The 16913-nt window shown below is 65.0% G+C and carries 17 protein-coding genes; 12 read left to right on the forward strand and 5 right to left on the reverse strand.

Going from position 1 to position 16913, the window contains the following annotated elements:
• Positions 1-140: 140 nt before the first annotated feature.
• From ACGYK2_RS12515 to ACGYK2_RS12535, 5 genes are read left to right on the forward strand one after another with little or no spacing between them, the layout of a single operon-like run.
• Positions 141-896 (forward strand): FadR/GntR family transcriptional regulator, encoded by a 756-nt coding sequence (locus ACGYK2_RS12515; protein ID WP_073037919.1) that lies wholly within the window; start codon positions 141-143, stop codon positions 894-896.
• The gene (locus ACGYK2_RS12520; RefSeq protein ID WP_271690330.1) at positions 893-1678 is read left to right on the forward strand and encodes an adenine nucleotide alpha hydrolase; all 786 of its coding nucleotides are present in this window, start codon (positions 893-895) and stop codon (positions 1676-1678) included. The genes ACGYK2_RS12515 and ACGYK2_RS12520 overlap by 4 nt, the downstream gene beginning before the upstream one ends.
• Complete coding sequence (larB, locus tag ACGYK2_RS12525) at positions 1665-2366, forward strand: nickel pincer cofactor biosynthesis protein LarB (RefSeq protein WP_276154486.1); 702 nt, start codon at positions 1665-1667, stop codon at positions 2364-2366. Before ACGYK2_RS12520 ends, larB begins: the two co-directional genes overlap by 14 nt.
• A gap of 3 nt (positions 2367-2369) precedes the next feature.
• Entirely contained in the window at positions 2370-3086 is a 717-nt protein-coding gene (locus ACGYK2_RS12530) for a FadR/GntR family transcriptional regulator (protein ID WP_209219268.1), read from the forward strand.
• Between the two features lie 25 nt (positions 3087-3111).
• Positions 3112-3426, forward strand: coding sequence for an NIPSNAP family protein (locus tag ACGYK2_RS12535; protein WP_271690331.1), 315 nt, complete (start codon positions 3112-3114; stop codon positions 3424-3426).
• Positions 3427-3464: 38 nt separating this feature from the next.
• On the opposite strand, the gene ACGYK2_RS12540 is transcribed toward ACGYK2_RS12535, so the two are convergent.
• From ACGYK2_RS12540 to ACGYK2_RS12550, 3 genes are read right to left on the reverse strand one after another with little or no spacing between them, the layout of a single operon-like run.
• Positions 3465-4427, reverse strand: coding sequence for a 2-hydroxyacid dehydrogenase (locus ACGYK2_RS12540; RefSeq protein ID WP_271690332.1), 963 nt, complete (start codon positions 4425-4427; stop codon positions 3465-3467).
• Entirely contained in the window at positions 4424-5965 is a 1542-nt protein-coding gene (locus ACGYK2_RS12545) for an aldehyde dehydrogenase (NADP(+)) (protein WP_271690333.1), read from the reverse strand. The genes ACGYK2_RS12540 and ACGYK2_RS12545 overlap by 4 nt, the downstream gene beginning before the upstream one ends.
• 2 nt (positions 5966-5967) lie before the next feature.
• Complete coding sequence (locus ACGYK2_RS12550; protein ID WP_271690334.1) at positions 5968-6768, reverse strand: HpcH/HpaI aldolase/citrate lyase family protein; 801 nt, start codon at positions 6766-6768, stop codon at positions 5968-5970.
• Between the two features lie 117 nt (positions 6769-6885).
• On the opposite strand from ACGYK2_RS12550, the gene araD reads away from it, so the two are divergent.
• Genes araD through ACGYK2_RS12565 form a run of 3 tightly spaced genes read left to right on the forward strand, consistent with a single transcriptional unit; the run spans position 6886 to position 10259 of the window.
• Positions 6886-8628, forward strand: a complete 1743-nt coding sequence (gene araD, locus ACGYK2_RS12555; RefSeq protein WP_271690335.1) for an L-arabinonate dehydratase — start codon at positions 6886-6888, stop codon at positions 8626-8628.
• Positions 8629-8640: 12 nt separating this feature from the next.
• Complete coding sequence (locus ACGYK2_RS12560) at positions 8641-9552, forward strand: dihydrodipicolinate synthase family protein (protein WP_271690336.1); 912 nt, start codon at positions 8641-8643, stop codon at positions 9550-9552.
• A complete protein-coding gene (locus tag ACGYK2_RS12565) occupies positions 9549-10259 on the forward strand; it encodes a ribonuclease activity regulator RraA (RefSeq protein WP_271690337.1) in 711 nt (236 codons plus the stop codon). Before ACGYK2_RS12560 ends, ACGYK2_RS12565 begins: the two co-directional genes overlap by 4 nt.
• Before the next feature lies 1 nt (position 10260).
• Here ACGYK2_RS12565 and ACGYK2_RS12570 read toward each other — a convergent pair whose 3' ends face one another.
• Positions 10261-11037 carry a GntR family transcriptional regulator gene (locus tag ACGYK2_RS12570; RefSeq protein WP_271690338.1) on the reverse strand — a complete coding sequence of 259 codons (777 nt, stop codon included), beginning with the start codon at positions 11035-11037 and terminating at the stop codon, positions 10261-10263.
• A 92-nt stretch (positions 11038-11129) separates the two neighbouring features.
• Here ACGYK2_RS12570 and ACGYK2_RS12575 point away from each other — a divergent pair, with 92 nt between their 5' ends.
• From ACGYK2_RS12575 to ACGYK2_RS12590, 4 genes are all read left to right on the forward strand, one after another.
• The gene (locus tag ACGYK2_RS12575; RefSeq protein ID WP_271690339.1) at positions 11130-12677 is read left to right on the forward strand and encodes a UxaA family hydrolase; all 1548 of its coding nucleotides are present in this window, start codon (positions 11130-11132) and stop codon (positions 12675-12677) included.
• 3 nt (positions 12678-12680) lie between these two features.
• Positions 12681-14015, forward strand: coding sequence for a lactate racemase domain-containing protein (locus tag ACGYK2_RS12580; protein ID WP_271690340.1), 1335 nt, complete (start codon positions 12681-12683; stop codon positions 14013-14015).
• A complete protein-coding gene (locus ACGYK2_RS12585; protein ID WP_271690185.1) occupies positions 14015-15196 on the forward strand; it encodes a LarC family nickel insertion protein in 1182 nt (393 codons plus the stop codon). The genes ACGYK2_RS12580 and ACGYK2_RS12585 overlap by 1 nt, the downstream gene beginning before the upstream one ends.
• Positions 15197-15267: 71 nt before the next feature.
• On the forward strand, positions 15268-16176 hold the full coding sequence (locus ACGYK2_RS12590; protein WP_276154487.1) for a LysR family transcriptional regulator: 909 nt from the start codon (positions 15268-15270) through the stop codon (positions 16174-16176).
• On the opposite strand, the gene ACGYK2_RS12595 is transcribed toward ACGYK2_RS12590, so the two are convergent.
• Positions 16177-16902 (reverse strand): SDR family NAD(P)-dependent oxidoreductase, encoded by a 726-nt coding sequence (locus ACGYK2_RS12595; protein WP_271690187.1) that lies wholly within the window; start codon positions 16900-16902, stop codon positions 16177-16179.
• Positions 16903-16913 lie beyond the last annotated feature (11 nt).

Consider the following 16913-nt stretch of genomic DNA (forward strand, 5'->3'; position numbering starts at 1 on the left):
CAATTAAAAATACAAATTTACGGGGATTTCATCTTACTTGTAATGTTGTATTCTGGTTGTAATGCTGGGAATGGCCCTACCTTCTGATTATTGACAGCTTGTCATACAGGTGGTTCAATCGGCGAAAGGAAGTTGTTATTATGGCTGCAAATCTTCAGGCGACCGCGCCCCTCGTCGATGGTGCCACGCTGAGCGATCAGGTGACCGAGGTGCTGCGCCACAATGTGGTGAACGGTGTGTGGAACGTGGGCGATGTGCTGCCCTCCGAAACCACATTGGCCAGCGATTTCGATGTGAGCCGCACGGTGATCCGCGAGGCGGTGTCGCGCCTCAAGGCCGAAGGTATGTTGTCGAGCCGTCAGGGCCGGGGGGCCTTTGTCGCCAGCGACCGGCCCCGCCAGGGCTTTGCTATCCCTGAACGTGACATGGAAAGCCAGCGCAAGCTCGAACAGATCCTAGAGCTGCGCATGGGGCTTGAGATCGAAGCCGCTGCCATCGCCGCCGCCCGCGCCACCCCCGAGGCCCGCGCAGAGATTGAGCGTGCCGCCGCCGCTTATGATCAAAGCAACAAGATCGGTGGCCCGGCAGTGGCGGCAGGGGTCACTGCAGACCTCGATTTTCACCGCGCGGTTTGCGAGGCGACGGGGAACAGCTATTACCTTAGCCTGTTCAACTACCTCGTCGCCAGCCTGCGCGAGACGATGCTGGCCGGGCGGCTGCAAGCGCTGAAACGCGGCGGCGAAAGCCGTGACGCGATACAGGAGCACTACGACATCGCCGCCTCTATCGCCGAGGGTGACGCAGAGCGCGCCCGCCAGCGGATGCGCGACCACCTCCAGATGTCGAGCGGGCGGCTTTTGGCACAACTCAAGACCGAGGACGGGCTGGCAGAGTGACCATTCCTGCCGCCCTCCATGCCGCCCTCGCGCGGCCCCCCTCACTGACCATCGCGCTCAGCGGGGGGATCGACAGCCTGACGCTCTCGGCTGCCGCGGCCAAGGTGCGCGGCGCGGCGGGCGTGACGCTTTGCCATGCGGTTTCACCCGCCGTTCCGGCGGCGGCGACCGCGCGGGTGAAGGATTTCGCCACCACTTGGGACCTGCCGCTGAAGCTGGTCGACGCGGGGGAGTTCGCCGATCCCGCCTATCGCGCGAACCCGGTCAATCGCTGTTATTTCTGCAAGTCGAACCTCTATGGCACTTTGGCGCGCATGGGGCCGCTGGTGGCGGCGGGCACCAATACCGATGATCTGACGGACTACCGTCCCGGCCTGCAAGCCGCGGCGGAACACGGCGTGCTGCACCCTTTCGTCGAGGCGCAGATGTCCAAGTCGGATGTGCGCGCCTTGGCCCGCGCGCTCGGGCTGGGGGATCTGGCGGAACTGCCAGCCGCCCCCTGTTTGGCCAGCCGGATCGAGACCGGTCTGCGGGTGGAGCCTGCGGATCTGGTGGTGATCGACCGGGTAGAGACCCTGCTGCGTGAGGTCATGGGCAATATCACCCTGCGCTGCCGACGCCTGCGCGGGGGCTGGGTGGTCGAGCTTGATCCGCTTGTTTATGAAGACCTCTCCGCCCAGAAACGTGCAGCGATATTAACGCAGGTTCGGCAGGCCACGGATGACGGGCGCGCGGTCGATCTGCGGGCCTATTCAAGAGGAAGTGCATTTGTCCATCACTAAGGCCGGCCCCGACGGGCATCCAGACGTGACCTTTGATCGGGGCCGCGGGGGGCGTATCGGCATCGAAGAGGCCGTGCTTTGCGAGCATAAATCCGTGGCGCAGATCGCCGCCATCATCGGCGATGCAGCGGCAGAGGAACGGCGGCTGTTGCTGACCCGGCTGACGGCAGAGCAATTCGCCGCGCTGCCCGCCGACTTGGCGCAACGGGTCGATTACTGCACCGCCTCGCGCACCGCCATTTTGGGAGAGATCGGGCCCTTGGCCAGCACCCCGCGCATCGCCCTCGTCAGTGCGGGCACCTCTGATTACGCCCCTATGGCCGAAGCGCGGCGCACGCTGGCCTATGGCGGAATGGCGGCGACCGAGGTTTCGGACGTGGGCGTCGCCGGGCTGTGGCGTCTGCTCGCGCGGGAAGAGTTGCTGCGCGAGATGGATGTGGTGATCGTCTTTGCCGGGATGGACGCGGCGCTGCCCTCGGTCGTGGCCGGGCTGGTGCCGGGGGTGGTCATTGGTGTGCCGACCTCCGTGGGCTATGGTGTCGCCCGCGGCGGGAGGGTCGCGCTTGATTCGGTACTCGCCAGCTGCGCGCCGGGGGTGACGGTGGTGAACATCGACAACGGCTATGGGGCTGCAACATCGGCGCTGCGGCTGGCCAATATGATGCGCCGCGCCGCGGCGGGAGGGTAGCCGGTGACAGCACCGAAACTGAAGATCAAGAAACGCCAGACCTTGGCCGACCAGCTCTACGGGCAGGTTCTTGAGCAGATCGTGTCGAACAAGCTGGTGCAGGGGGAAAAGCTGCCTTCGGAAAACCAGATCGCCACCGCCTTTGGCGTGTCGCGGCCCGTGGTGCGTGAGGCGCTGCGCAAGCTGCAAGAGGACGGTCTGGTCGAAGCGCGGCGCGGCGTGGGCACCTTCGTCAGGCGGCGGCCTTCGGAAAAGCTGATCGAATATGCCACGGCGGGTTCCGTCGCCGGGCTGATGCGCGCGATGGAAGCGCGGATCACGATCGAAAAGGCCACCGCCCGCATGGCCGCGCAGCGTGCCAGCCCCAAAGACATCGCCCGGATCGAGGCAGCCTTGCAAACGCTGGAGGCATCGATGCAGGCGCGCGATCCGTCCTTTGATGCCGACTACCAATTCCACCGCGCCATCGCGGCGGCTTCGGGCAATGAGGTTTTCGTGCAAATGCTCGACTGCGCCCGCGGTTCGATCGAACAGGGGATCGATGTGGCGCAAAAGCTGACCCGCCAAGGCTCCCAAGCCCGGATCGACGTGGTGATCAGCGAACATCGGGAAATCCTCGAAGCGATCCGCGCGGGCGACAGCGAAGTCGCAGGCGTGTCGATGGCCTATCACCTTTTGCAGGCGCGGGCCCGGATCACCGACCACGCCGGTATCGCATGACCCAAGCAAGCAGAAAGACCACCCCATGATCTACGACCACCGCACCTATTGCTGCCGCCCCGGCACGATCAAGAAACACCTCGCGCTCTATGCCGAATTCGGCTTCCCGGCGCAGCGCCGCATCCTAGGTGAGCCGGTGATCTATGCGCAGGTCGAGACGGGGGACGTGAATTCCTTCGTGCATATCTGGGCCTATAAGGACGCCGCCGACCGTGCCGCACGCCGGGCGCAGATGGCGGCGGACCCTGAGTGGCAGGCCTATCTCAAGAAAAGCGCCGAGGCGGGGTATTTGGTGAGCCAGACCAATAAGATCCTGATGCCCGTGCCGCTAGAGGGTTAAGCCGCGCCCCGGCCTGAGAGGTCAGGCCGGGGCAGCCTTCAGGTCACGAGGCAGGCCTCGTCGATGCCGCGCCCTTCGTGGAAGGCGCGGATGTTGCCCGCCCAATGGCCGACCATGCGTTTGAGGTTGTCCTCACTATGGCCGCCGATATGCGGCAGCGGCAGGACATTATCGAGACGCAGCAGCGGGTTGTCCGGCTCCACCGGTTCTTGGGTAAAGACATCCAATGCCGCCCCGGCGATGCGCTTGTGGGTCAACGTGTCGATCAGGGCCGCCTCGTCGATCAGCCCGCCGCGCCCGGTGTTCACCAAAAGCGCATCCGATTTCATCCGCGCCAGTTCATCCGCCCCGATGGTGTGGTGTGACGCATCGGTCAGCGGCATATGCAGGCTGACGATATCGCAGGTCTCAAGGATCTCATCGCGTTCGGCATAGCGTGCGCTGGTGCCTTCAGCTTCCCCCGAGCGGCGGTAGTAGAGCACCTCGCAGTCAAAGCCCGTCAGCCGTTTCGCGACAAGCTGCCCGATGGCGCCAAAGCCGATCAGCCCGACCTTCTGACTGCTGAGATCCCGCGCCCCGGGGACGATCTCGGGCACGATCCATTTGCCCGCGCGGGTGTTGTTGTAATGCAGCGGGATGCGGCGCAGCGCGGCGATCATCATGCCGATGGTCAGATCGGCGATGGTGGGCGCGTTGACCCCGGGGCTGCGCGCGACCGGCACACCCATCTCGCGCGCGACATCCAAGGGGATTTTGTCATACCCGGTGCCCCATTGATGCACGAGGCGCACGCTATCTGCCCCCCGCAAGACCTCGGCCGGAAGCCCCCGCCCGCGTGGGACGATATAGGCCGCCCCCTTTACCGCTTCGGCAAAGGCTTCTTCCGAGAAGGAGGCCGCAAAGCGCAGGTCGAGCCCTTCGGCATAGCCGCGCACCTTGTCTTGCATGTCCTGCGGCATCGCGTCGAGCACGGCGACGGGGCCGATCAACCCGCCGCTCATGCCGAAGCCCCGCGCAGGTCTTCGGGCAATAGCGCCTCGGGCAGGTTTTGGTAGGACACGGGCCGCAGGAAGCGGCGGATCGCCATGGTGCCGACGGAAGTCGCGCCGAAGTTGGTGGATGCGGGGTAGGGGCCGCCATGCACCATGGCGTCACAAACCTCGACCCCGGTGGGGAAGCCGTTCACAAGTACCCGGCCCGCTTTCCGTTCCAGGATCGGCATCAGCGCCTTGGCGGCGTCGGTGTCGCCCTCGTCCATCTGGAGCGTCACGGTCAATTGTCCCTCGAACCCCTTGGCAAGCTCTTGCATCTCATCGCCCGAGGACACCCGCAGCACCAGACCCAAGGGGCCAAAGACCTCCTCCCCAAGCGCGTGGTCTTGCAGGTAGGTATCGGCGTCGGTTTCAAACAGGTTCGGCTGGGCGGCGCGGCCTTCGCTGTCGTTGCTGACCAGCGCGCGGACGGCGTTGCGCCCGGTGAAACGTTCCTTGCCGTCGCGGTAGGCTTGGGCGATGCCGTCGGTCAGCATGACCTGCGGGCCGACCTGCTCAAGCGCCTCTTTCGCGGCGGCGACGAATGCGTCGCCTTCGGCCCCCTTGGCCACGACCGCGATGCCGGGGTTGGTGCAGAACTGCCCCGCGCCCATGGTCAGCGACCCGGCCCAGCCTGCGCCGATTTCCGCGCCGCGATTGCGGGCGGCATCGGCCAGAACGAACATAGGGTTCACCGACCCCAATTCGCCAAAGAAAGGGATTGGTTCGGGGCGTTGGGCGCAGAGATCGAACAGCGCGCGGCCTCCACCGAGCGATCCGGTAAAGCCCACGGCCTTGATCAGCGGATGCTGCACCAGCGTCTGCCCCACCTCGCGGCTATTGGCGTGGATCAGGGAGAAGACGCCGGGGTGGATGTCGCATTTCTGGATCGCCGCGTGGATCGCTTCGGCCACAATCTCCCCCGTGCCGGGGTGGGCGGAGTGGCCCTTGACCACGACCGGACAGCCCGCCGCCAGCGCCGCGGCGGTGTCGCCGCCCGCGGTGGAGAAGGCCAGCGGGAAGTTCGACGCGCCGAAGACCGCGACCGGTCCGATGGGGCGCTGGATCATGCGGATATCCGGGCGCGGCATCGGCTGGCGTTCGGGCAGGGCGCCGTCGACGCGCCGGTCCAGATGCGCGCCTTTGCGGATGTGATCTGCAAAGAGGCGAAGCTGCCCGGTTGTCCGCCCACGCTCGCCCTGAAGGCGGGCTTCGGGCAGGCCGGATTCGCGGGTGCCGATCTCGGTAATGGTCTCGGCACGGGCCTCCATCTCGTCTGCGATGGTGTCGAGGAAGGCGGCGCGGGTCTCGCGGCTGGCATAGGCGTAGGACCAAAAGGCCTCCTCCGCCGCTTGGCAGGCCCGGTCGACATGGGCCGGGGTGCCGCTTTGGAATTGGTCGCTTTCGCCGGTGGCGGGGGAATTGGCGAAGGTCTCTCCGCCGCCGACCCATTCGCCGGCGATCAGATGCTTGCCGTGGGGGTGAAATCTCTTGCTGTCCGCGGTCATGATCAATCCTTATGGGTTTGCTGTGTCAATGTGGGGGAGGGCCGCGCCATGGTCTGCACCAGCGCATCCATCTGCCGCGTGAGCAGCCAGGCGTCGCCCGCGATGGCGACGAATTCGATACCCTCATCAAAGTACCGTTGCGCAAGATCGGCACCATAGCCGAGGATGCCCGCAGGCAGCCCGGCGGCATGGATGGCCTCGACCGCCTCGCGGATCTTCTCTTGAACATCGGGGTGCATCGGGTTGCCGGTATGGCCCATCGCGGAGGAGAGATCCCCCGGCCCGATAAAGATCGCATCGACCCCCGGCACGCCGGCAATGGCGGGGATTTCGGCCACCGCTTCGGGGGTTTCGACCTGCACGATCACGCATTGCGCCTCTGCATAGGTGCTGAGGTAATCGGTTTGCCGCGCGTAATCATTGGCGCGGATCGTGGCCGAGATGCCGCGCAGCCCTTCGGGCGGGTAGCGGGTCCATGATACGGCTTGGCGGGCGGCCTCGGCGGTTTGGATCATCGGGAACATCAGATTGCGCACGCCGATATCCAGCAGCCGCTTGGTCATCGTTTGGTCCGAGGATGGCATGCGCACAATCATCTGCGCATCGGGATTGGCACTGCCTGCCGCGCGCAGATGGTCGGTAATTTGGCTCAGGTCGTTGGGCGCATGCTCCATATCCAACAACAACCAGTCGATCCCGCTGCCCGCCGCAATCTCTGTCACCGTAGGAGAGCAAAGCGAGAGCCAAAAGCCCGACAGGCGGCTGCCGGGGCGGAGCGTTTGTTTCAGTGGTTTTCCCGACATTTTCGCGGCTCCTCCCTCAAATGGTATCGACAATTGGGGTGATACGGTAATATATCAGTTCGAGCAAGATGTGTTTTCCAACCTTTTTGTGATGATGTTTTAGCTGGCGAGGAATCCATGACCGAGACCAAGAAAACCGCCGATCAGCTGCGCAGCGCGCGCTGGTTCGCCCCCGACGATCTGCGCAGCTTTGGCCATCGGTCGCGCATGATGCAGATGGGTCTGGGCCCCGAGGATTGGGAAGGCCGCCCGGTGATCGGCATCCTGAACACTTGGTCCGAGATGAACCCCTGCCACCTTCATTTCCGCGACCGCGCGGAGGACGTGAAGAAGGGAATCGCGCAGGCCGGGGGGCTGGGGCTTGAGATACCGACGATCTCGATCGACGAGAGCTTCACCAAGCCGACTTCGATGCTCTACCGCAATATGATCGCGATGGAGACCGAAGAGACGATCCGCTCGCACCCGCTCGATGGCGTGGTGCTCATGGGCGGATGTGACAAGTCCACGCCCGGTCTGACCATGGGGGCGATCAGCGCAGGCGTGCCGTTCATCTTCTTGCCCGCGGGGCCGATGCTGCGGGGCAATTACGCGGGCCGGGCGCTTGGCTCTGGTTCGGACGCCTGGAAGTTCTGGGACGAACGCCGCGCAGGCACGATCTCGGCCGAGGAATGGGTCGGCGTCGAAGGCGGCATTGCGCGGTCCTACGGGCATTGCATGACGATGGGCACCGCCTCCACCATGACCGCGATTGCCGAGGCGATGGGGTTGACCCTGCCGGGGGCGACCTCGATCCCCGCTGCGGATGCGGGGCACAAACGGATGAGCGCCTCTTGCGGGCGGCGCATTGTCGATATGGTTTGGGAAGACCTGACGCCGGACAAGATCATCACCCCCGCCGCCGTGCAAAACGCGGCGACGGTGGCGATGGCGACGGGCTGTTCGACCAATGCGGTGGTGCATCTCTTGGCCATGGCGCGCCGGGCCGGGGTGGCGCTGGAGTTGAGCGATCTCGACGCTCTGGGCCGCATCACGCCGCTGATCGCCAATATCCGCCCCTTGGGCAGCAGCGAATATCTGATGGAGGATTTCTATTTCGCGGGCGGGCTGCGGGCGCTGATGGACCAGTTGGGCGACAAGCTTGACCGGTCGGCCATCACCTGCACCGGCAAACCGCTGGAGGAGGGGATCGCGAATGCGCCTGTCTATAATGACGACGTGATCCGGCCCCTGTCGAACCCGGTCTATAAGGAAGGCTCGCTTGCCGTGCTCAAGGGCAACCTTTGCCCCAATGGCGCGGTGATCAAACCGGCGGCCTGCGATCCAAAGTTCCACCACCACGAAGGCCCGGCGCTGGTCTTTGACAGCTACCCCGAGATGAAGGCCGCCATCGACGACGAAAACCTCGATGTGACGCCCGACCATGTGCTGGTGCTGCGCAACGCAGGTCCGCAGGGCGGGCCGGGGATGCCGGAATGGGGGATGCTGCCGATGCCCAAGGCGCTGCTGAAACAGGGGCACCGGGACATGCTGCGGATCTCGGATGCGCGGATGTCGGGCACCTCTTACGGCGCTTGCATCCTGCATGTCGCGCCGGAGTCTTTCGTGGGCGGGCCGCTGGCGCTGCTCAAGACGGGGGACATCGTGCGCATGGATCTTGAGGCCCGAACCCTCGACATGTTGGTGGCTGAGGACGAACTCGCCGCCCGCCGCGCTGCGTGGAAAGCGCCCGAGCCACGGTTTGAGCGGGGCTGGGGCTATATGTTCCAGCGTCATGTGGGGCAGGCCGATCAGGGCTGCGACTTTGACTACCTCACCGCGGCCTTCGGCCAAGCGGCGGGTGAGCCGGATATTTTCTGAGAGGGGCTGGCAATGACACATGATCTTTCGAAAGCGCTTACCGGCATCTCGGGCATCCTCGTGACGCCCTATGACGCGGGCGGAGAGATCGCGCCGCGCAAGCTGACGCCGATCATTGACCGCGCGCTTGCCGCCGGGGTGCATATCCCGGTGGTGAACGGCAATACCGGCGAATACTACGCGCTGACCAATGACGAGGCCCGCACCATGGTGCGCGAGGTGGCGCAGATGATCGACGGGCGCGCGCCGCTGCTTGCGGGTGTCGGGCGCGGCATTCGCGATGCCTGTGCGCTGGCCAAGGCAAGTGCCGAGGCGGGGGCGGATGCGCTGATGATCCATCAGCCGCCCGATCCCTTTGTCTCTCCCCGTGGTACGGTCGATTATGTGCGCGCGGTGCGTGATGCCTCGGGCGGGCTGCCGGTGATGCTGTACCTGCGCAACGATGCGATGGGGCCCGAGGGCATCGCGCGGCTGTGCGAGGTCGACGGGGTGAAGGGCGTCAAATGGGCCACGCCGAACCCCTTGAACCTTGCCCGCGCGATCGAAGCGGCGCCGAAAGACATCGTCTGGGTCGGCGGTTTGGCCGAGGTCTGGGCGCCGCCGCTCTATGCCGTGGGGGCGCGGGGCTTCACCTCGGGCCTCATCAACGTCTGGCCCGAGCGCTCGGTCGCCATCCACGCGGCACTCGACGCAGGCGACTACGGCGAAGCGAACCGCCTCATCGCCGGGATGCGCGCCTTTGAGGACATCCGCGCGGAAGAGCATAACGGCACCAATGTCACCGGCGTCAAAGCCGCCCTTATGGCCATCGGACAGGATTGCGGCCCCACGCGCCCGCCTTCCGCATGGCCGCTGACGGAACAGCAGCAGGCGGTGTTGGATCAATTCGTGAAAGACAATCAACTGAAGGGAGAGGCGGCATGAGCCCCGAACTACGCGAGAAACTCCAAGCGGTCTCGGTCGCGACATTGGCGACGGCGCTGTACAAGCGCGGGCTGCGCAATCAGGTGGTGCAGGGGGTCGGTCCGGTAGCCGCCAAGGGGCGCAACATGGTCGGCCCTGCCTTTACCCTGCGCTATATGCCTGCCCGCGAAGACCGCAACCAATTGGTCGAATTCCGCAATCCCGAGCACCCGCAGCGCGTCGCGATCGAGACCTGCCCCGAGGGCCATGTGTTGGTGATGGACAGCCGCAAGGATGCCCGCGCCGCCAGCGCCGGTGACATCCTGATCACCCGGCTGATGATGCGCGGCGCGGCGGGTGTGGTGACCGACGGGGGCTTGCGCGATGCGGCGACCATCGGCGCGCTTGAGATTCCCGCCTATCACGCGCGGCCCTCCAGCCCCACGAACCTGACGCTGCATGAGGCGATTGAGATCAACTGCCCCGTAGGCTGCGGCGATGCCCCGGTCTTTCCCGGCGATATCGTGGTGGGCGACGACGACTGCGTGATCATCATCCCCGCGGATATTGCCGAAGAGGTGGCCGAAGAGGCTGTCGAGATGACCGCCTATGAGGATTTCGTGGTGGAGCAGGTCAAGGATGGCGCCGGGATCATCGGGCTTTACCCCGGCACCAAGCAAGAGAACCTTGATAAGTTCGCCGCGTGGCGCAAGGCCAACAACCGCTGAGTTAGGGCTTTTCCGGGGTGAAATACTCCGGGAAAGCCGCCCGTTTCTCGGTCATCCGGTCGACGGTGCGTTGTAGGTGCTGGCGCAGCGCCCCCATCGCCGCGGGCGCATCGCCCGCTTCGATCCCGTCGAGGATGCGGCTGTGGCCGCCGATCACGTCCTTGTTGTTCAGAATGCGGCCCGCCTCATCAATATCGTCCAGATGCAGGCGGCGCAGACGTTCCAGATGGCCCGCATGGCTGCGCATGATACGCTGGCTTTGCACATGGCCCGCCGCCACGAAGAGGGTCTGGTGAAACACCTCGTCCAACTCCTGAAAGGTCGGCACATCGCCGGGCTGGTCCGAAATGCTGCTTTGCAAGGCGACGATGCTGCGCAGACGGGTGAGGGCTTCGGGCGCGATCTCATCGGCCAAACGGCGCACGACTTCGGTCTCAAGCGCGATGCGCATGAACTGCGCCTCGCGGATCGCCGACATATCGATCGGCGTGACCAGCGTGCGCGATTGCGGGTAGATCTTGACCAGCCCCTCTTTGGCCAGCTGTTGCAGCGCATCGCGCAGCGGCGTCAAGCTGACGCCATGGGTCTCGGCCAGTTCGGCACGCAACAGCGGTGTGCCGGGCGGCAGGTCGAGCCTTACGATCTGATCGCGCAGGGTGGCGTAAACCCCGCGTCCCGTGGGCCCGCCCTCGAACAGTCCCAAGTCGGCCCCACCGCCAAGGATGCTTTTGGCAAGGGTCTGTGCGCTCTGCGCGGCGGGTTTCTTCGATGCGGTCATGCGGGCTCTTCCATAGCTGTTAAATCTAATATATCAGTTAATGACATCTTACCGAAGCGGTTTTTTCGACACCCGAGGGAGGGGAGCATCCGATGGACAGCCAGACCATGCAAGAGGACAGACGCGCAAAGGTAATGCTGCTGTCACCGACGGATAACGTGGTCGTGGCAACCGCGGCGGTTCCCCGTGGCGCGGTATTGCCGCAAGACGGGCTGCGTGCCAACCATGATACGCCCCAAGGTCACAAGATCGCGATCCGCCCGATCCAGCGCGGCGCGCCGATCCTGAAATTCGACACGGTGATCGGCTATGCGGCAGAAGAGATCGCCGCAGGCGATTGGTTGCACAGCCATAACATCAAGTTCGACGCGGTTGACAAAGACTATGCCTTTGCCCGCGATTATACCCCGACCAAGCTGCTGCCACCGCAAAAGCGCGCCCAGTTCATGGGCATCCGCCGCGCCAATGGCCGGGTCGGCACGCGCAACTACATCGGGCTTTTCGTCACCGTGAATTGCTCGGCCACCGTGGCGCGCAAGATCGCCAATTACTTCGACGAAGAGCGGATGGAGGCATGGGAGAACGTCGACGGGGTGATCCCCTTCATCCACGAATCCGGCTGCGGAATGGAGCTTACGGGCGAGCCGATGGACCTGCTGCGCCGCACGCTCTCGGGCTATATCCGCCACCCCAATCTGGCCGGTGCCGTGGTCCTGTCGCTGGGTTGTGAGCGCAACAACCTCGCCCAATTCTTTGAAGAGGAGGGGTTGGCCGAGGGCAAGATGCTGCGCTGCGTCACCATGCAACATGTCGGCGGCACGGCCCGCGCGATTGCCGAAGGCAAAGAGGCGGTGCGCGAAATGCTGGATCAGGCCAATGCCGTCCGGCGTGAGCCCTGTTCGGCGGAACATATCACCATCGGGATGCAATGCGGCGGGTCGGACGGGCTTTCGGGGCTCTCGGCCAACCCCGGTCTGGGGGCGGCGGCTGATATCCTCGTGCGCAACGGCGGCACGGCGATCCTTTCGGAAACGCCCGAGATTTTCGGCGTCGAACACCTGCTGACCCGGCGTGCCCGCAGTGAAGAGGTGGGGCGCAAGCTGGTCGAACGCATGGATTGGTGGCTGGACTATACCAAGGGCCGCGACACGCAGATCAACGGCGTGGTCAGCCCCGGCAATCAGGCAGGCGGGCTGGCAAATGTGCTCGAAAAATCGCTCGGCGGGGCCAAGAAAAGCGGCAGCACGGGGCTGATGGAGGTCTACCGCTATGCCGAACCGGTGACGCAAAAGGGGCTGGTCTTCATGGATACGCCCGGCTTCGATCCCGTCTCGGCCACCGGGCAGATCGCGGGGGGCGCGAACCTGATCTGCTTCACCACCGGGCGCGGGTCGTGCTTTGGCTCCTACCCCTCACCGACGATCAAACTCGCTTCCAACACGCCGATGTTCACCAAGATGCAGGACGATATGGACATCAACTGCGGCACGGTCATCGACGGCGACCAAAGCCTAGAGGAATTGGGCCAAAGGATCTTCGAGCGCATCCTTGCCATCGCCTCGGGCGAGCAAAGCAAATCCGAAGCGCTCGGCGTGGGCGAGGAAGAATTCGCGCCTTGGCCGATTGGGGTCACGGGGTAACAGATGTCGAAGGGGACAGCGCAGATGAAACCGAACTATGTGAAACTGGTCGAGGATACGCCGCTGCCGCGCATGGCGCTTTGCCGTCAGACCTTTGCCGCAACCCAGATCGACGACCCGCGCGCCGCCGTGGCAGAGGCGATGCAGGCCGATTGCGCGGGCAAGATCAAGCCGGGCATGTCCATCGCCATCACCGCAGGCAGCCGCGGGCTGGCGAAGCTGCCGGAACTGCTGGCCGCCATCGTGGCCGAGGTCCGCGCGCGCGGGGCGCATCCCTTTGTTGTGCCTGCCATGGGCAGCCATGGTGGGGCAACGGCAGAGGGGCAAACGGCGCTTTTGGCTAAACTGGGCGCCACCGAGGAAAGCCTCGGTTGCGAAATCCGCTCTTCGATGGAAACCGATGAGATCGGCGTCCTCGACAACGGCATGTCGGTGCGGATGGACCGCCATGCCAATGCCGCCGATGGGATTATCCTGTTCAACCGGATCAAGCCGCATACTTCTTTCCGCGCGCCGAACGAAAGCGGGCTGGCCAAGATGCTTTCGATCGGGTTGGGCAAGCAATCGGGGGCCGAAACCTGCCATTCGCGGGGCATCGATAACGTCGGCATCTTCGTGGCCAAGATGGCGCGGATGAAGTTGGAGCGTTGCAAGGTGCTTTTCGGCATCGGCACGATTGAGAATGCCTATGACGGGCTGGCGCAGGTCGTGGCGCTTGACAGCGACGGGATGCTGGAGGCCGAAGCGCCCTATCTGCAAGAGGCGATGCGCAACATGCCCCGCCTGCCGCTGGGGCCGCTGGATGCGCCTTCGGCCTCGGGCGATCTGGACGTGCTGGTGGTGGATGAGATCGGCAAAGAGTTCTCTGGCACCGGGATGGACCCCAATATCACCCATCGGTTTTCGAGCGAGAAGATGCAGGTCCATCTGCATATCTCCCGGCTGGTGGCGCTTGGCCTTTCGCCGCGCAGCAACGGCAACGGCAATGGCGCGGCGCGGGCGGATGTGATCACGCAGCGGTTGGAGCAGGATTTTGACCGCGAGGCGGTCTATGCCAATGCCATCACCTCGCAGGTGCTAAAACAGTCGAAAATCCCGATGGTCATGCCCTGCGACCGCACCGCGATCCAGACGGCGGTCAAGACCTGCGGGGCCGAGGATATCACCAAGGTCCGGCTGCTGCGCATCCCCAACACGTTGAAGCTTGAGTATCTCTATGCCTCCGAGGCGATGCTGCCGGAACTGCGCGACCGCCCGGGGCTTGAGGTGGTGGGCGATCTGCAAGAGATGCAGTTTGACGCAGGTCTGCTGCGCAACCCATGGCCGGAGGGGCATTGATGCGGGGCCAAGGGCTGCACCTACACCTCGACCCCGTTGGCGGAGCGGCGGGGGATATGTTCATCGCAGCGATGCTGCATGCCTTCCCCGATCTGGCCGAGCGCGCAATGGCCGATGTCGCCGCCGTGCTCCCCGCTGAGGTGGGATATGCAGAACTGAGCGAACATGTCGCCTCGGGCATCACGTCGCGACGGTTTGAGCTGGTGCTGACAGCGCCCGACGCCGGCAGGCGGCACGGTGCCGAGACGACCTATCGCGCCATGCGCAACTTGCTAGAGAACGCAGCGCTGTCCGAGGGCACGGCGGAGGCCGCCTGCGCGATCCTTCACCGGATTGCCGAGGCCGAAGCGCAGGTGCATGATATCCCCATCGACCGGGTGCATTTTCACGAGATCGCGGATTGGGACGCGCTGATGGATGTCACCGCCGCGGGCAGCATCTGCGCCGCGCTGGCGGGGGCGACCGTCTCGCTCGCGCCGCTGCCTCTTGGCGGGGGGCTGGTCGAGACGGCGCATGGCAAACTGCCGGTGCCCGCGCCCGCCACGGCGCTGATCTTGCAGGGCTATGATTGGCATGACGACGGGGTGCCGGGCGAGCGGGTGACACCCACCGGGGCCGCGATCCTTGCCCATCTCACCGGCGGCAGCCCCATTGCCAGCCGTCCACCCGGGCGGCTGCGCTGTACCGGATCGGGCGCGGGGATGCGGGTGATGAAAGGCCTGCCGAATATCCTGCGGGTCAGCGTTTTTGACACCGCCACGGCGGGCATCGCGCAGGACAGTCTTGTGCAATTCGCCTGCGATATCGACGACATGACGGGCGAAGAACTGGGCGCGGCGGTGGATCGGTTGCGCGAGATGGAGGGCGTGGTCGATCTCATGATGTTCAGCGGGCAGGGCAAGAAATCCCGCCCCGTCACGCGGCTTGAGTTGCTGGTGCAGCCGCAAGAGGCTGAGGCGGTCGCCGCGCGGGTCTTCGATCTGACTTCGACCCTCGGCCTCCGCCGCAGTCTTGTCGACCGGCTGATCCTCCCACGGGAAAGCGATGACAGCGGCCCGCTTCGGCGCAAGCGTGCACGGCGCCCCGGTGGGCATGAGACCATTAAGGTCGAAAGCGACGATCTGGCTGAGGCCGAGACCCTGCACGCCCGCCGCAGCCGCGCCCGCGCGGCGGAGGTGTAGGGGCCAGTGATCTAACTTGCTTATCACCGGCCCGCGTGTGAAAACCCTTTGACGTCAGTTCAGGGGGCCGCATGGAAACGCCACTCACCGCCACGTTGCGCCAGTATGAGGTCTTCGTCGCCATCGCGGAAACGCTGCATTTCGGTCAAGCGGCTGCCGCGCTCGGCGTGGCGCAACCGGCGCTGACGCAGCAGCTGAAACATCTCGAAACCGCCTTTGGCGGTGAGCTTCTCTTTGACCGCAACCGCCGCCGGGTGATGCTGACCGACTTCGGCAAGTCGCTGCTGCCCGAGGCCCGCGCGCTGCTGCAACAGGCCCGGCGGGTCGAGGCATTGGCCGAAGCGGCGCGCAGCGGTCAGCGCGGGCGGATCGAATTGGCCTATGTCGGCTCGGCCTCCTACGCGGGAATCCTCGGACGGCTCCTGCGCGAGTTGCGCGCGGGCGCGGCAGAGGTGGATCTGATCCTGCGCGAGTTGGACATGGACCTGCAAATCGCCGAGATCGTGGCGGGCAGGCTCGACGCGGGTTTCGTGCGCCTGCCGCTTTCCGGCGTGCCAGAGGATTTGGCCACCCGCACGGTTCATACCGAGGATATCTTGCTGGCTGTGCCGCCCGATCACCGCCTTGCCGAGGTGCCTTCCGTTGCCATGGCGGCGCTGCGCGAGGAGAGTTTCATCTTCAGCCACCTTGGCCCCGACATGGGCTTTGCCGCCTGCGCCTATCAACTCTGCGCCGATGCCGGTTTCGCCCCCAGCGTGGCCCATCGCGCGCCGCAGTTCACCGCCATCGTAAACTTCGTCTCGGCGGGTCTCGGGGTGGCTTTCGTCCCCGCCTCTGCCGCGCGGATGAAGGATGCAGGCGTGTCCTTCCTGCCGATCCGCGACGCCAAGGTGCAAAGCCGGATCGGGCTGGCCTATCTGCGCAATGCGCGCAATCCGGTTCTGCGCCGGCTGCTTGAGGCCCTAGAACCCGAAGGCTGATTACCCGACCGCCGTGCCACCACAGACAAAGACCGTCTGCCCAGTGATAAAGCCACTGCGCGGATCGGCAAAGAAGGACACCGCCTGCGCCACGTCTTCAGGTGTTCCCATCCGGCCCATCGGCACCGCATCGACAATGGCGCGGGTTTCCGGCGCGTCTTCCGGGTTGTTCTCCCAAAAGGCGGTGGTGGCGATGGGGCCGGGGGCGACGCAGTTCACGGTGATCCCGTCGCGCGCCAGTTCCAGCGCCCAAGTCCGCGCCATCGACTGGATCGCACCCTTGCTTGCGGAATAGAGCGTGCGGTCGATCTTGCCCTTGGTCACGCGGCTGGTGTTCATCACGATCCGCCCAGCCCCCGCCGCGCGCATTCCCGGCACGACCAGTTTCGCCGCCAGAATGCTGGGGCGCAGGTTCAGATGCATGATGGGGTCGAAATCGTCGAGGTCGACGGTGTCGAAGGATGCGGGCTTCACGATACCGACGTTATTGACCAGACAGGTCACCGGCCCCTGCGCGAGGATGCGTTGGAGGGCAGCCGTGGTCGCCGCGATGTCCGTCAGATCCACCCGCTGCGCATCCGCCCGAAGCGCGGGGTCTTCGGGGGCTTCGATATCCAGCACGAAGACACGCCAGCCGTCCTCACGCAGCCTGCGCGCGATGCCGAGGCCGATGTTGCGCGCCCCGCCGGTGACGAGCGCATGGCGCGGAGAGGGGTCTTGGGTCACGGGGCGGCATC

Origin of the sequence: Sulfitobacter sp. 1A10359, from assembly GCF_043558145.1 — a bacterium.
GTDB classification, from domain to species: domain Bacteria; phylum Pseudomonadota; class Alphaproteobacteria; order Rhodobacterales; family Rhodobacteraceae; genus Sulfitobacter; species Sulfitobacter faviae.

What these genes read in the sequence shown, in the direction of transcription:
- ACGYK2_RS12515 (WP_073037919.1), top strand. Translation starts at nt 141, where the DNA reads ATGGCTGCAAATCTTCAGGCGACCGCGCCCCTCGTCGATGGTGCCACG.
- ACGYK2_RS12535 (WP_271690331.1), top strand. Translation starts at nt 3,112, where the DNA reads ATGATCTACGACCACCGCACCTATTGCTGCCGCCCCGGCACGATCAAG.
- ACGYK2_RS12540 (WP_271690332.1), bottom strand. Translation starts at nt 4,427, where the DNA reads ATGAGCGGCGGGTTGATCGGCCCCGTCGCCGTGCTCGACGCGATGCCG.
- ACGYK2_RS12545 (WP_271690333.1), bottom strand. Translation starts at nt 5,965, where the DNA reads ATGACCGCGGACAGCAAGAGATTTCACCCCCACGGCAAGCATCTGATC.
- ACGYK2_RS12550 (WP_271690334.1), bottom strand. Translation starts at nt 6,768, where the DNA reads ATGTCGGGAAAACCACTGAAACAAACGCTCCGCCCCGGCAGCCGCCTG.
- araD (WP_271690335.1), top strand. Translation starts at nt 6,886, where the DNA reads ATGACCGAGACCAAGAAAACCGCCGATCAGCTGCGCAGCGCGCGCTGG.
- ACGYK2_RS12560 (WP_271690336.1), top strand. Translation starts at nt 8,641, where the DNA reads ATGACACATGATCTTTCGAAAGCGCTTACCGGCATCTCGGGCATCCTC.
- ACGYK2_RS12565 (WP_271690337.1), top strand. Translation starts at nt 9,549, where the DNA reads ATGAGCCCCGAACTACGCGAGAAACTCCAAGCGGTCTCGGTCGCGACA.
- ACGYK2_RS12570 (WP_271690338.1), bottom strand. Translation starts at nt 11,037, where the DNA reads ATGACCGCATCGAAGAAACCCGCCGCGCAGAGCGCACAGACCCTTGCC.
- ACGYK2_RS12575 (WP_271690339.1), top strand. Translation starts at nt 11,130, where the DNA reads ATGGACAGCCAGACCATGCAAGAGGACAGACGCGCAAAGGTAATGCTG.
- ACGYK2_RS12580 (WP_271690340.1), top strand. Translation starts at nt 12,681, where the DNA reads ATGTCGAAGGGGACAGCGCAGATGAAACCGAACTATGTGAAACTGGTC.
- ACGYK2_RS12585 (WP_271690185.1), top strand. Translation starts at nt 14,015, where the DNA reads ATGCGGGGCCAAGGGCTGCACCTACACCTCGACCCCGTTGGCGGAGCG.
- ACGYK2_RS12590 (WP_276154487.1), top strand. Translation starts at nt 15,268, where the DNA reads ATGGAAACGCCACTCACCGCCACGTTGCGCCAGTATGAGGTCTTCGTC.